Source organism: Cupriavidus sp. HPC(L), assembly GCF_000307735.3.
GTDB lineage: Bacteria > Pseudomonadota > Gammaproteobacteria > Burkholderiales > Burkholderiaceae > Cupriavidus.
The window spans coordinates 1-14,119 of the sequence record NZ_AMPR02000021.1 but is presented as its reverse complement, the minus strand read 5'-3'; the positions used below and the strand labels follow the sequence as shown (position 1 = coordinate 14,119).

The 14,119-nt window shown below is 69.5% G+C and carries 14 protein-coding genes; 8 read left to right on the top strand and 6 right to left on the bottom strand.

Annotated elements, in window-relative coordinates:
• The 3 genes from B551_RS02445 to B551_RS02435 all read right to left on the bottom strand — a co-directional run.
• The coding region (locus B551_RS02445) for an alanine racemase (protein ID WP_023263412.1) at positions 1 to 505 on the bottom strand (505 nt) is incomplete at its 3' end.
• Positions 506 to 554: 49 nt separating this feature from the next.
• Positions 555 to 1,550, bottom strand: coding sequence for a tripartite tricarboxylate transporter substrate-binding protein (locus B551_RS02440; protein ID WP_006579254.1), 996 nt, complete (start codon positions 1,548 to 1,550; stop codon positions 555 to 557).
• Positions 1,551 to 1,574: 24 nt separating this feature from the next.
• On the bottom strand, positions 1,575 to 2,273 hold the full coding sequence (locus B551_RS02435) for an HAD family hydrolase (RefSeq protein WP_083492490.1): 699 nt from the start codon (positions 2,271 to 2,273) through the stop codon (positions 1,575 to 1,577).
• A 113-nt stretch (positions 2,274 to 2,386) separates the two neighbouring features.
• Between B551_RS02435 and B551_RS02430 the strand changes: the two genes are divergently transcribed.
• Positions 2,387 to 3,388, top strand: a complete 1,002-nt coding sequence (locus B551_RS02430; RefSeq protein WP_006579252.1) for a LysR family transcriptional regulator — start codon at positions 2,387 to 2,389, stop codon at positions 3,386 to 3,388.
• A gap of 37 nt (positions 3,389 to 3,425) precedes the next feature.
• Here B551_RS02430 and B551_RS02425 read toward each other — a convergent pair whose 3' ends face one another.
• Complete coding sequence (locus tag B551_RS02425; RefSeq protein WP_043436953.1) at positions 3,426 to 3,674, bottom strand: RNA-binding protein; 249 nt, start codon at positions 3,672 to 3,674, stop codon at positions 3,426 to 3,428.
• Between the two features lie 272 nt (positions 3,675 to 3,946).
• Here B551_RS02425 and B551_RS02420 point away from each other — a divergent pair, with 272 nt between their 5' ends.
• Both B551_RS02420 and B551_RS02415 read left to right on the top strand, forming a co-directional pair.
• A complete protein-coding gene (locus B551_RS02420) occupies positions 3,947 to 5,542 on the top strand; it encodes a DASS family sodium-coupled anion symporter (protein ID WP_023263411.1) in 1,596 nt (531 codons plus the stop codon).
• A gap of 44 nt (positions 5,543 to 5,586) precedes the next feature.
• Positions 5,587 to 6,636, top strand: coding sequence for an Ldh family oxidoreductase (locus B551_RS02415; RefSeq protein ID WP_006579249.1), 1,050 nt, complete (start codon positions 5,587 to 5,589; stop codon positions 6,634 to 6,636).
• A gap of 37 nt (positions 6,637 to 6,673) precedes the next feature.
• On the opposite strand, the gene B551_RS02410 is transcribed toward B551_RS02415, so the two are convergent.
• Entirely contained in the window at positions 6,674 to 7,816 is a 1,143-nt protein-coding gene (locus B551_RS02410; protein ID WP_023263410.1) for a CaiB/BaiF CoA-transferase family protein, read from the bottom strand.
• A gap of 102 nt (positions 7,817 to 7,918) precedes the next feature.
• Here B551_RS02410 and B551_RS02405 point away from each other — a divergent pair, with 102 nt between their 5' ends.
• A complete protein-coding gene (locus B551_RS02405) occupies positions 7,919 to 8,590 on the top strand; it encodes a nitroreductase (RefSeq protein WP_006579720.1) in 672 nt (223 codons plus the stop codon).
• Positions 8,591 to 8,612: 22 nt separating this feature from the next.
• Here the strand turns inward: B551_RS02405 and B551_RS02400 are convergent, their stop codons facing one another.
• The gene (locus B551_RS02400; protein ID WP_006579719.1) at positions 8,613 to 9,560 is read right to left on the bottom strand and encodes a LysR substrate-binding domain-containing protein; all 948 of its coding nucleotides are present in this window, start codon (positions 9,558 to 9,560) and stop codon (positions 8,613 to 8,615) included.
• Between the two features lie 305 nt (positions 9,561 to 9,865).
• Between B551_RS02400 and B551_RS02390 the strand changes: the two genes are divergently transcribed.
• The 4 genes from B551_RS02390 to B551_RS02375 all read left to right on the top strand — a co-directional run.
• Positions 9,866 to 10,906, top strand: a complete 1,041-nt coding sequence (locus tag B551_RS02390) for a tripartite tricarboxylate transporter substrate binding protein (protein WP_157071895.1) — start codon at positions 9,866 to 9,868, stop codon at positions 10,904 to 10,906.
• An 80-nt stretch (positions 10,907 to 10,986) separates the two neighbouring features.
• Complete coding sequence (locus tag B551_RS02385) at positions 10,987 to 12,579, top strand: gamma-glutamyltransferase family protein (protein WP_023263408.1); 1,593 nt, start codon at positions 10,987 to 10,989, stop codon at positions 12,577 to 12,579.
• Between the two features lie 81 nt (positions 12,580 to 12,660).
• On the top strand, positions 12,661 to 13,590 hold the full coding sequence (locus tag B551_RS02380) for a LysR family transcriptional regulator (RefSeq protein WP_006578211.1): 930 nt from the start codon (positions 12,661 to 12,663) through the stop codon (positions 13,588 to 13,590).
• A gap of 180 nt (positions 13,591 to 13,770) precedes the next feature.
• Positions 13,771 to 14,119 (top strand): hypothetical protein (locus B551_RS02375; RefSeq protein WP_023263406.1); only part of this gene is annotated, 349 nt, incomplete at its 3' end.

Sequence of the window (14,119 nt, the reverse complement as noted above, 5' to 3'; positions counted from 1 at the left end):
GCACGCCGGCGAGCCAGGCGCCCTGCCCTTCGTGGCCGCGCAGCTGCGCCGCGATCTCGAGCAGCAGCGGGTCTTCCGGCTTGACGCCGGAGCGGTGGCCGTCGGTATCGATCTCGATCAGCACCGGCACGCCAAAGCCGCGCCGGCGGCAATAGGCGGCCACCGCCGCGGCCGCGTCGACGTTGTCGAGCAGCAGCGTCATCCTCGCGCCGCGCCGCACCAGCGCTTCGACATGCGGCAGCTTCGACGGCACGATGCCGACCGCATACAGGATGTCGGTCCAGCCATGGTCGAGGAAGTAGCCGGCCTCCTTCAGCGTCGACACGGTGATCGGCGTACCCGGCGCGCCGATGCGCGCGGTGACCTCGGCCGACTTGTTGGTCTTCACATGCGGACGCAGCGCGACGCCGAAGGGCAAGAGCCGTTCGCGCAGCCGGGCGATGTTGCGCGCCATCTTCGTACGGTCCAGCACCAGCACCGGCGTTTCGAGTTCATGCAGGATCATGGTTTTCCTTGGTTGCATCCGGTGCGTCCGCTGATCGAGCGTTCGCCGTTCAATCGAGCTGCACCTTGTTGGCTTCGAGAATGGGCCGCAGCCGCCTGGTCTCGCTGTCGACCAGCCGCGCGAGATTGGCCGGCGTGTTGTCGGCGCGGGCGGGAAATTCGACACCGACCTCGCGCATCTGGCGGATCAGCGCCGGGTCGGCGAGCGCGTCGTTGATCGCCTGATTCAGCCTGGCCACCACCGCGGGCGGCGTCCCCCTCGGCGCGAACAAGGCATTCCACGAGCGGAAGTCGATGCGGGTCCTGCCGCTGGCCTGCGCGGTAGCCAGCTTCGGCAGCGCGGACAAGGGCTCGCGCGTCAGCACGGCCACCGCCCGTATCCGCCCGCCGGCCACCTGCGCCAGCGACGTCGTGGTCTGATCGCACGAGAAATCGGTCTCGCCGCCCATCAGCCCCGCCATCGCCGGCGCCACGCCCTTGTACGGCACGTGCATGACCTCGGCCTTCAGATCGCCCAGCAGCATCAGACAGGCCAGATGCGCGATCGACCCCACGCCCGCGCTGCCGTACGACATGTTGGCGTGGTGGGCGCGCAGATAGTCGGCGAACTGGTTGAAGTCGTTGACCGGCAGGTCGCGCTTGACCAGCAGCAGCACCGGTGCCGAGCCGACCAGTCCCAGCGGCTCGAAGTCCTTGCCCGCGTCGTACAGCGGCTTGCGGTACAGGATCATGTTGGCAGCATGCGTGCCGATGGTGCCGAAGCCGATCGTGTAGCCGTCGGCCGGCGCGCGGGCGAGCTTCTGCATGCCGATCGAACCGCCGGCGCCGCCGACGTTCTCGACCACGATCGATGTGCCCAGCCGCGGCGCCATCTTCGCGGCGACGGCGCGGGCCAGCGCATCGCTGGGCCCGCCCGCGGGAAACGGCATGATCAGCGTGATCGGCTTGCCGGGCCAATTGGCTGGGTTCGGCGTCTGCGCTGCGGCCGGCATGGCGATGGTGCCGAGCGCGCCCGCCAGCAGCGCGGCAACGATGGCAAGTTTCATGGTGTCTCCTCCTGAACGGCGCGATCAGCCCTGCGCCGGCGACTGGATGCGCGCGGCCGCCGCGAGCTCCAGCACCGGCACGATGCTCGGCCCCTGTTGCAGCGGTGCGGGCGCGCCTTCTGGCAGCGACAGTCCCACGCGGTTATGCCAGTAGGTATCGAGCCCGACCGCCGACGTGCCGAACAGATCGAAGCCGGAACCGGCGACGAACAGCGTATTGACGGGCTCGGCCCCGAGTTCCCGCAGCGCCAGCCGATAGGGACGCGGATCGGGCTTGTAGAAGCCGGCGCGTTCGGAGGTCACCACCACGTCCATCGGCACATTGAGGCGCTCGACCGCCAGCCGGCCCAGGCGCTCGGAGCAGTTGGTCACCACGCCGAGGCGGTGCGTGCTGCGCAGGCGCTCGAGCACGTGCGCGGCGCCGCTCCACAGCGACAGTTCGCTCCAGCGCTCGTCGAGCGCGTCGGCCATCGAGGCCGGCAGCCCGGTCTCGATGGCGGCCTCTCGCACCAGCGTCTCGTAGGGCCGATAGGCGCCGCACGCATAGGTGCGCTTCAGATAGGCCGCGCGCCAGGCGCGGCCCGGCGCTTCTCCGCCGGCCACGCTGTTCCACAGCGTCCACGAATCGAGCAGCGCGGTCAGCAGATCGAACAGCACGACCTCGTATTGGCGTGCGCCATTGGGACGGCCCGGTTGGGAAGGTTGGCGAGGTTGGCTGGTCATGGTGCGGCCCTGGTTGGAATCGATGCCACAGTGTAGGTGTCGCGCGCCCGGCCGTGGTTAATGGCATAGAATTTCTTAATTCACCCTCGGGTTAAGAATCATGATGCTGACGAATGATGAAGCTGACCATTGACGACCTGCGCTTCGTGCTGGCGCTGGACCGGCTCGGCAGCCTCGCGGCGCTGGCGCGCGAGGAAAACGTGACGCCGCCGGCCGTGACCAAGCGGCTCAGCCAGCTCGAAGCGCGCCTGGGCATCCGGCTTGCGCTGCGCACCACGCGCCGGCTGCAGCTGACCCACGAGGGCCATCTGCTGGCGCAGCACGCCACCGGCGTGCTCGAACACATGCAGACCATCGAGGAGGCGCTGCGGCAGCGCAGCCAGGCGGTGGCCGGCAAGCTGAAGGTGCATGGCCCGTTCGGCTTCGGACGGCGCTACCTCGGACCGCTGCTGGCGCAGTTCCAGACGACGCATCCCAATCTCGAGGTGCAGCTGTACCTGTCGGACAACCTGATGCTGCCGCGCCAGCCGGTCCATGGCCGCGATGCCTTCGACGTGCTGGTCAGCATCGGCGCCATCCCCGACTCGCGCTGGGTCGCGCACCGGATCGCGCCGAACCGCCGTCTTCTGTGCGCCGCGCCCGAGTACCTGGCCAAGGCGCCGCCGCTGCTGCATCCCGCCGATCTGGTGCGGCACGCCTGCCTGGTGCTGCGCGAGAACGACGAGGACGTGACGCTATGGCGCTTCGCCGGCCGCGACGGCAAGGACACGGCCAAGGGCGGAAGCAGGAACGCCCGCAAGAACGCCGATGGGGACAATGCCCGCGAACACACGGTGCGCGTGCGTCCGACGATGGAGAGCAACGACGGCGACGTCGTCCACCAGTGGTGCCTGGCCGGCAAGGGCATCATGGCGCGATCGGAATGGGATGTGGCCGACAGCCTCGCCTCGGGCAGGCTCGTTGCGCTGCTGCCCGGCTACCGGCTGCCCGACGCGGACGTGGTGGCGCTGGTGCCGCAATCGCGGGTGGCGTCGATGCGCACGCGGCTGTTCGTCGAGATGTTGCGCAAGGCGCTGGGACCGCGGCCGCCGTGGCGCAGCGGTCGGCGGGCCTGATACGCCGGCGCCCGGGCGGCCGCGCACCAATCCAGACTCAGTCGCCGCTCTGGTGCGCGACCAGATGCAGCCGCATCACGCCGCCGTCGAAGTACTGCCCGTCGAACTGGCGCAGCAATCCCAGCGCCGCGAAGAAGTCCATGTCGAAGTCCAGCCATGCCCATGGCTGCTCCGGATCGCCATCGCGCATGATTTCCACCGACCGCACCGGCGCATAGGGCGCGAACTTGTCGCGCAGACGCTGTTCGGTGATATCGCGGCGCAGGCCGCGAATCAGCACCTGCATGTCGATCTCCTGGGGCATGGCGCGGCGGCATGTTGTGGCCGCGGCGAAGCACGAATCGGCCGGGCCACGAGACCAATATAGATGTTCGCAGCGGTTCCGGCGTGGCGCGCCGGCGTCATCGGCCGCAGATCCGTGCCCGGCAAGCAAGACGCTTGACCTGGCGCAATGACCGTCGCCGCCGCGCTCGACAATCGCGGCGAGGCGGGCAGATAATCGACCCGTTTCGTGCCGGCGGCCCTGCACGGCCGCTGCCGTCATCCAGGGAAACGGCAATGAGCGACTTGCACAGCAACGCGTCATCCCCGCCTTCCACGCCGGCTGCACCGGCAGCACCGGCCCCATCGGCTGCATCGGCCCCATCGGCTGCACCGGCTGGACCGGCCTGCGCGGCAAGCGCCGCCAGTCCTGCTACCGCCAGCAGGCGGCCGCCCTGGGGGCTGTTCGTCGCGGTGCTGGTGCTGATCGGCGTGCTGGCACTGCCCACCCCCGCCGACCTGCCGCTGGCCGGACACCGGATGCTCGCGATCCTCGCCTTCGCGGTAGTCGTGTGGATCAGCGAGGCGGTGTCGTACGAGACCAGCGCGATCATGATCACCTCGCTGATGGCCGCGCTGATCGGCCTCGCGCCCACGGTCGGCGACCCCAATACGCTCTATGGCACCTCGCGCGCGCTCGGCATGGCGCTGGCGGGCTTCGCCAATACGGCGCTGGCGCTGGTCGCCGCCGCGCTGTTCATCTCGGCGGCGATGACGGTGACCGGACTGGACCGCCGCATCGCGCTGGTCACGCTGTCGGCGATCGGCACCAGCACGCGCCGCATCCTGGCCGGCACCATCGCGGTCACCATCGCGCTGTCGCTGGTGGTGCCGAGCGCCACCGCCCGCAGCGCCTGCGTGGTGCCGATCATGATGGGGGTCATCGCGGCCTTCGGCGTGGACAAGCGCTCCAATATCGCGGCCGGCATCATGATCACCGTGGCGCAGGCCACCAGCATCTGGAATGTCGGCATCCAGACCGCCGCCGCGCAGAACCTGCTCGCGGTCGGCTTCATGGACAAGCTGCTGGGTGAGCGCGTGACCTGGCTGCAATGGCTGATCGCCGGCGCGCCGTGGGCGCTCGCGATGTCGGTGGTGCTGTATCTGCTGGTGCGCTGGCTGCTGCCGCCGGAGACCGAGGCGATTCCCGGCGGCAAGGAAGCCGTGCAGCGCGAACTGGCGGGACTGGGACCGATGAGCGGCCCGCAGAAGCGCCTCGCCGCGGTATCGATCGGGCTGCTGCTGGCGTGGGCCACCGAGGGCAAGCTGCACGGCTTCGACACCGCCACCGTGACCTTCGTCGGCCTGGTGATCCTGATGCTGCCGCGCGTCGGCGTGATGGACTGGAAGACGATGCAGCAACGCACGCCGTGGGGCACGCTGATCGTGTTCGGCGTCGGCATCAGCCTGGGCACCGCGCTGCTGACCACGCAGGCCGGGCAATGGCTCGGCAAGTTCGTGGTCGCCAATTCGGGCCTGGCGACGCAGGGTCCGATCGCGGTGTTCGCGATCCTCGCCGCCTTCCTGATCGTGATCCACCTCGGCTTTGCCAGCGCCACGGCGCTGACGGCGGCGATGCTGCCGATCCTGATCTCGGTGCTGCAGACGCTGCCGGGCGACATCGACAAGGTCGGCATCACGATGCTGCTCGGCTTCACGATGAGCTTCGGCTTCATCCTGCCGATCAATGCGCCGCAGAACATGGTGTGCCTGGGCACCGATACCTTCAACGGCCGCCAGTTCGCGCGCATCGGCGTTCCGGTCACGCTGGTCGGCTACGCGATGATGCTGCTGTTCGCGGCGACCTACTGGCGCTGGCTCGGCTGGATCTGAGGACGGATCCGGGGATCAGCGCCTCGCAGTACGAGGAGTCCGACATGAAGATCACCCTGCAGGACGCGCATCGGCTGGCGCGGGACATTCTGGTGGCGCTGAATGTGCCCGACGATATCGCCGACGATGTCGCCGAGCACCTGGTCGAGTCCGACCGCTGCGGCTATGCCAGCCACGGGCTGTCGATGCTGCCGCAGTATCGCGCTTCGGTCGAAGGCGGCAGCGTCAACCCATCGGGCCGCGCCAGCTGCGCGCTGGACCGCGGCACGTTGATGGTGTTCGACGGCAACGGCGGCTTCGGCCAGCATGTCGGCAAGCGCGTGATGCAGGCCGCCATCGAACGCACGCGCGAACATGGCCATTGCATCTTCACGCTGCGGCACTCGCACCATCTGGGCCGCATGGGCTATTACGGCGAGATGGCGGCGCAGGCGCGCATGGTGCTGCTCAGCTTCACCAACGTCATCAACCGGCCGCCGGCCGTCGCGCCCTATGGCGGCCGGGTTGCGCGGCTGACGACCAATCCGCTCTGTTTCGCCGGGCCGATGCCGAACGGGCGCCCGCCGCTGGTGATGGACATCGCCACCAGCGCCATCGCGATCAACAAGGCCCGCGTGCTGTCCGAAAAAGGCGAGCCGGCCCCGGAGCGCAGCGTCATCGATGCGAGGGGCGCGCCGACCACCGACGCCGGCGCGATCTTCGCCGATCCGCCCGGCGCGCTGCTGCCCTTCGGCGGCCACAAGGGTTACGCGCTCGGCGTGGTCGCCGAACTGCTGGCCGGCGTGCTGTCGGGCGGCGGCACCATTCAACCGAACAATCCGCGCGGCGGCGTGGCCACCAACAACATGTTCGCGGTGCTGATCGATCCGCAGCTCGATCTGGGCCTGCAATGGCAGAGCACCGAGGTCGAATCGTTCATCCGCTATCTGCACGAGACACCGCCCGCGCCGGGCTTCGACCGCGTGCAGTACCCGGGCGAGTACGAGGCCGACCACCGCGCCCGCACCGGCGACGAACTGGACGTCAATCCCGCGATCTGGCGCAATCTGGCCAGGGTGGCCGGCGATCTCGGGGTGGCGCTGCCGGGACAGTGAGGCCGGTCGCCGGCAGAGGCTCGCCGGCCTGGCTGGATCAGATCACGCCGTCGCCCTTCAGCGCGGCAATCTCTTGCGCCGCGAAGCCCCAGTCGCGCAGCACCGCCTCGGTGTCGGCACCGGGCGGCGACGCGGGGGTGGGCTTGTCCGCCGCCGTGCGCGAAAAGCGCGGCGCCGGCGCCGGATGGATGACGCCATCGATGTCGACGAAGGTGTCGCGCGCGCGGTTGTGCGCGTGGACCGGGGCCTCGTCCCAGTCGAGTACCGGCGCGAAACACGCATCGCTGCCTTCCATCAGCGCGCACCACTGGTCGCGCGTGCGCGTGCGGAACACCTCGGCCAGCCGTTGCTTCAGTTGCGGCCAGTCGCGCGGATCGCCCTGCTTCGCGAAGGCGGGGTCCTCGATGCCGCACAGCTCGATCAGCCGGCGATAGAACTGCGGCTCGAGCGCGCCGATCGCGACATACTTGCCGTCCGCGCAGGCATAGGTACCGTAGTACGGCGCGCCGCCGTCGAGCAGGTTCTCGCCGCGCCGGTTGCTCCAGCGTCCGGCCGCCTTGAAGCCGTACATCATCGCCGACAGCAGCGCGGCGCCATCCGTCATCGCGGCATCGACCACCTGCCCCTTGCCGCTGCGCTGGCTCTCCAGCACCGCGCAGACCACGCCGAAGGCCAGCATCATCGCGCCGCCGCCGAAATCGCCGATGTAGTTCAGCGGCACGACCGGCGCTTCGTCGGGCAGGCCGATCGCATGCAGCGCGCCGGTGATGGCGATGTAGTTGATGTCGTGTCCGGCTGCCTGCGCCAGCGGGCCGTGCTGGCCCCAGCCAGTCATGCGGCCATAGACCAGCCGCGCGTTGCGCGCCAGGCAGACGTCCGGCCCCAGGCCCAGCCGCTCCATCACGCCGGGCCGGAAGCCCTCGATCAGCACGTCGGCCCGTTCGATCAGCCGCAGCACGGTCTCCGCGGCGCCCGGCTGCTTCAGGTCGATCGCCAGCGAGCGCCGGCCGCGTGCGGTCACGTCGAAGCGGACGTCTTCGGGCAGCACGCCCGCCCCGCGATCGGGCCGGTCGATGCGAATCACCTCGGCCCCCATATCGGCCAGCATCATCGCGCAGAACGGCCCCGGCCCGAGGCCGACCATCTCCACCACCTTCAGTCCATGCAGCGGACCCGCCATGCCTGTCTCCTGTTGTCGTGGTATCGTCGGACGCCAAGTTACCACGCCACGCCCGGCGCCGCGAACGCGCATTCCGCGCCAGACCAGGTACGAGAGGAGACCATGAACGTCAGCGAAGCCATTGCCACGCGCCGCTCGATCCGCGGCTTTCTCGACAAGCCGGTGCCGCCGCAGCTGATCCGCGAGATCGTCGACAAGGCCGCGCGCGCCCCGTCCGGTGGCAATCTGCAGCCCTGGCATATCCAGGTCGTCGGCGGCGCGCCGCTGGACGAGCTGAAGGCCATCATGCGCCAGCGCGTGGTCGACGAACCGAAGGGCGAGCCCGCCGAATACCACATCTATCCGCCCGAGCTGGTGTCACCCTATCGCGAGCGGCGCTTCCAGGTCGGCGAGGACCTGTACGGCCATCTCGGCATCCCGCGCGAGGACAAGGCCGCGCGCCGCCAGCAGTTCGCGCGCAACTTCCAGTTCTTCGGCGCGCCGCTGGCGCTGTTCTGCACGGTGGACCGCCGCATGGGCCCGCCGCAATGGTCGGACCTCGGCATGTATCTGCAGAACGTGATGCTGCTGCTGCGCGAAGCGGGCCTGGACAGCTGCCCGCAGGAATGCTGGGCGATGTATCCGGAAACGATGCGCCGCTTCCTCGGAACGCCGCCCGAACGCATGTTGTTCACCGGCATGGCGATCGGCTACGCCGACCCGGACGCTGCGGCCAATCGGCTGGTGGCGCAGCGGGCGCCGGTCGAGGAGTTTGCGCAGTTCATCGGGATCTGAGCCGGGGTCCGAGCGCTCGTCGTTACGCGAACTGCGCCGCCTGCCGAGCCGGCGCGTCGGCATGCTCGCCCGCCAGCATGCGCCATAGCGCGTGCAAGGTCGGATTGGCGCTTTGCGCCGAGCGGTAGGCGCAGATCTGCAGCGGCGAGCACCAGCTGTCGTCACCGGCCGGCACCAGCGTGCCCGCCGCCAGCGCCTGCGCGACGGTGCTGTGCGGCAACCAGGCCACGCCGTGCCCTTCGCTGGCCATCTTCAGCAGCAGCATCGCCATATCGGCTTCGTAACAGCGCACCAGCCGGCGATGCGCCTGCTTCTGTTCGAGAATCGACTCGACCACGCGGCCGAGCGTGGTGTTGGCGGTATAGGCGAGGAACGGTGCCGGGCTCGGCGTCTTGCCATTGCGCTCGGCAAGCGAATAGACCGGCGCGCCGCGCGAGGTAGGCACCGATACCGGCATCAGCAGGTCGCTGCCCACCGTCAGACTGCGGAAGCGCTCGCTGTCCAGCGACACCGGCACGCGCGGATGGTTGTAGCCCAGCATCAGATCGCAATGGCCCTCGGACAACGCCACCACGGCGTCCAGCACGTTGGCGGCGACCACGCGCGCATGGAAGGTGCCCGCACGCTGCCGGCACTGCCTTAGCCAGTCCGGCAGGAACGTCAGCGACAAGGTGTGGCCAGCCGCGATCTCGATGCCCTTGTCCGGCATCGTGGCCTCGCGCCGCAGCGCCGCGCGCGCTTCGAGCAGCCGCTCGCACGCGTCGCGCGCCGTCGCGCAGAAGGCCGCGCCCGCCCGCGTCAACGCCAGCGGATAGGTATTGCGGTCGACCAGCTCTGCCCCGGCCCACTGCTCGAGCGAGCGAATGCGGCGCGACAGCGCCGACTGGGTGATATGGCGCAACTCCGCGCCGCGCGAAAAGCTGCGCGTGCGCTCCAGCACGAGCAGGTCCTCGATCCACTTCAACTGCATGGTCGTCTTCCGTCAGATGCGTGCCGGCCTCGTCGCGGGGGCACGGCAGTGCGGCCGCTGGCGCCTTATTCCGTTTCCGCATGACGCCATGGCCGATCCGCATCCGCTGACGCACGGACCGTGCCTAGAATCGGCCATTCCCATCAGCGCAGTCCGCGGCCCGGCCGTGGACGCGGCATGACAGGCGCCCGGAGCCGCGCGACAAGCGGACCGCGCCAGATTCGCCATCCCGGCCCCTCCCCGGCAACGCCGCCATGGCGGCACGCCGTTGAGGCAGCCATCACGGAGTCGTCGACATCATGGTCATGCAATTGCTTCACCCCGCGCGCACCGCCACGGCGCATCCGCGCACCATCCTGAACACCGCCCGCCGCCAGGCGCTGCGGCTCGCCGCCGTGGCGGCAGTGGCAATGGCCGCCGCTGCCGGCGCACCCGCAGCGCTTGCCGAGTACCCGGATCGTCCGATCCAGCTGGTGCTGTCATTCCCGCCCGCCGGCGCCACCGATGTGCTGGCGCGCGCGGTCGGCCAACGCCTGTCCCAGCAGTTGCAGCAGCCGGTGGTGGTCGAGAACCGGCCGGGCGCGGGCGGCGCGATCGGCCTCGCCTATGCCGCCAAGGCGGCGCCCGATGGCTACACGCTGTACCTTGCCGCCGTCAGCAATGCGGCGATCGCCGCCGCCACCTATTCGAGCCAGCCCGCCGACCTCGCCAGGGACTTCGTGCCGATCGCCGGCATCGGCAACGTGCCGCACATCCTGGTGGTGCCCGCGACGCTGCCGGTCAGGACCGTGCCGGACCTGGTCAAGTATCTGCAAGGCGCGCCCGGCAAGTACAACTTCGCCTCGCAGGGCAACGGCACGCTGTCGCATCTGGAGTCCGAACTGTTCCGGCTGCGCACGGGCGTCGACGTGGTGCACGTGCCGTACAAGGGAAGTGCATTCGCGCTGCCGGACCTGATGGCGGGCCGCTCGGCCATGATGTTCGACAGCATCCCTTCCGCGCTGCCGCACGTCAGATCCGGCAAGCTGAGGCTGCTGGCGGTGGCCTCCGAGCGCCGCGTCGGCTCGCTGCCGGACGCGCCGACCATGGCGGAGGCAGGCATCCGCGACTTCGGGGTCAACAACCTGTTCGGCCTGGTGGCGCCAAAGGGCACACCGCCCGCCGTGGTGCAGAAGCTGGCCGCCGCCACCAAGGCCGCGCTGACGATGCCCGACCTGGTGCAATCGCTCGAAACGCAGGGCGTGCAGGTGCAATTCACGCCGAGCGACGCCTTCGCTCGGATGATCGGCGAGGAAATGCGGACCTGGAGCAAGGTCGCCCAGGCGGCGAAGGTCAGGATCGACTGACGCCCGAACGCCGCACGCCGCCGCGGGCGCTCGGGCAAATGCCCAGCGCCCGTTCCCCGATCGCTTCCATTGCACATCCGATGACTTCCTTCCTGAACTTCCCCTACCGCTCGCAGCGCGCGCCCGTGCTGGCCGACAACGTGGTGGCCACCTCGCAGCCGCTGGCTGCGGCCGCCGGGCTGCGCATGCTCGCGCGCGGCGGCAACGCCGTCGATGCCGCGCTGGCCACCGCGATCGCGCTGACCGTGGTCGAGCCCTGCATGAACGGCATCGGCGGCGACGCCTTTGCGCTGATCTGGGACGGCAACAAGCTGCATGGCCTGAACGCGTCGGGCCGCGCACCGCGGGCGTGGACGCCCGAGTCCTTTTCCCGCTACGACGCGATGCCGTTCAAGGGCTGGGACAGCGTGACGGTGCCCGGCGTGGTGTCCGGCTGGCGCACCGCCTGGGACAAGTTCGGCTCGTTGCCGTTCGAGGATCTGTTCGAGCCGGCGCTCGAATACGCGCGCAACGGCTTCGTGGTCTCGCCTACGGTCCACCGCCAATGGCAGTCCCAGATCCCGGTGCTGGAAAGCCAGCCGGGCTTTGCCGAAGCGTTCGCGCCGCGCGGCCGCGCGCCGCTGCCGGGAGAACGCTTCGTCTGCCCCGGCCAGGCCGACACGCTCGAGCGCATCGCCCGCAGCGGCGGCGAAGACTTCTATCACGGCGAACTGGCCGCGCGCATCGCCGCGCATGCGCGCGCCACCGGCGGCCGCATCGATGAAGCCGATCTCGCCGCGCATCGAACCGACTGGGTCGAGCCGATCCAGATGCGCTACCGCGATCTGACGCTGCACGAGATCGGTCCGAACGGACAGGGCATCGGTGCCTTGATGGCGCTGGGCATGCTCGACCAATGGGACGTGGCGTCTGGCGGCGTCGATTCGGCCCGGACCATGCACCTGCAGATCGAAGCGATGAAGCTGGCGTTCGCGGATCTGCACGCCTATGTGGCGGACGCCGACGCGATGCGCACGGTCACCGCGCGCGACCTGCTCGATCCCGGCTATCTGAGCGAGCGCGCCCGCGCCATCGATCCCGCCAGGGCGAGCTATCCGGGCCCCGGCAAGCCGCACAGCGGCGGCACCGTCTATCTGACCGCGGCCGATCAGAGCGGCATGATGGTGTCGTTCATCCAGTCCAACTTCAAGGGCTTCGGCTCCGGCGTGGTGGTACCCGGTACCGGCATCGCGCTGCACAACCGCGGCTGGGGCTTCACGCTGCAGCCCGGACATCCGAACCAGGTCGCACCCGGCAAGCGCCCCTTCCATACGATCATTCCGGGCTTCCTGATGCGCCAGGGCGCGCCGCTGGCAGCCTTCGGCGTAATGGGCGGCTCGATGCAGGCGCAGGGCCACGTGCAGATGACGAGCCGGCTGGCGGACTTCCACCAGAACCCGCAGGTCGCCTGCGACGCGCCGCGCTGGCGGGTGATGGACGACAACGCGGGCGTCGCGGTGGAGGCGCACTGCCCGGCGGAAACGGTGCAGGCACTGCGTGCGATGGGCCATGCGGTTCAGGTGGCGCCGGCCGACAGCCTCGAATTTGGCGGCGCACAGATGGCGATGCGGCTGCCACAGGGGTATGCCGCGGCGTCGGATCATCGCAAGGACGGTTATCCGCTGGGGTTCTAGCGCGCAGCGCGACGGGCCCGCCTGCCTTGGGTAACGGGTCGGCGTTATGATGGCGGCACTCTCAACCATTGGTTGCCGATCATGGACAAGGCCCGTGTCCTTACCCTGTTTATCGGCGTGGTGCGCGCCGGCAGCTTCCGCCGTGCGGCGGTGGAGGCCGGCGTCACGCCGCAGGCCGTCAGCAAGGCCGTGCGCACGTTGGAGTCCGACCTCGGCGTCCGCCTGCTGCACCGGACCACGCGCAAGCTGAGCCTGACGACCGAAGGTGCGCGGCTGTTCGAGCTGGCGGCGCCGGGCATGCGCCAGCTCGACGAGGCACTCGAGCAGATCCGCAGCAGCAGGAGCGAGGACGACGGCACGATCCGGCTGACCGCGCCGCCATCGCTGGGTAGCCGCGTGCTGGTGCCGCTGATGCACGGCTTTCGGGAACGGTATCCGGGCATCGTCTTCGACGTGGTGCTGACCGACCTCTTCACCGACCTGGTCGAATCCCGCATCGATGTCGGCTTTCGCGTCGGTACCAGCCCGGGCCAGAACCTGGTGGCACGGCGGCTGTGCGATGTGCCGTTGATCATCTGCGCGTCGCCCGAATACCTGGCGCGCCACGGCGAGCCGGCCACGCCCGAGGCGCTGCTGCAACACCGGTGCACCGGCTTTCGTCGCGCCTCGACCGGTCGCATGGTGCCATGGGAGCTGCAGGTGGATGGCAATCTGGTCTACCAGGAAGTGCCGACGGTCGCCAGCTTCAACGACCTGGACACCGAGGTCGAAGCGGTGCGCGCCGGCATCGGCATCGGCCAGCTGCTCGCCTACATGGTCCACGACGATCTGGTCCGTGGCCGTCTCAAGCCGATCCTGACCGACTACACCAGCAGCAACGTCGGCCTGTACATGTATTTTCCCCATCGCACGCAAATGCCGGCGCGCGTCCGTCGATTCATCGATTTCGTGGTCGAGGCGAGCCGCGGCGCTGAGCAGTCGCTATCCAGGCTGGTCGGGCTGGCCTCCTGACGTTTCGCCCCCACTGCCAACTTCTGGTTGCTTCTGAGACGGCATTGGACGCCCTAGTGCCACTGTCGCCGCCCTCCTACATTGGTCTCAACGGCGGCTGCATCGCCCCCCACACCGGGGAACGCGCCGCAGCCACCGCCCAGTGCGAACCGATTCAGACCCGTCATCAGGAGCGACATCATGATTTCCCAGTTCACCCGCATCTTCGTCCCCGCCGCCGTCTCGCTGGTGGTCGGCCTTTCGCTGCAAGGCGCGCACGCCGCGCCGATCGACAGCGCCCCGGTCGGCACCGCGGCGCGCATGCACGACGTGTTCTCGCAAGGGCTGCGCCAGGGCTCGCTCAATCCGTTCACGGAGGGCGCCCGCGGCAACGTTTCCGCCGCCATCGTGAGCGCGCGCGCCCATGACGTCTTCAGCGAGGGGCTTCGCGATGGCCGCTTCGACCCCGACTCCGAAGGGGCGCGTGGCGCGGCAGACGGCGCGCTGGTCGCAGGGCTGGACCGCAGCGGCGTCTCCGCCCCGCCCGCAC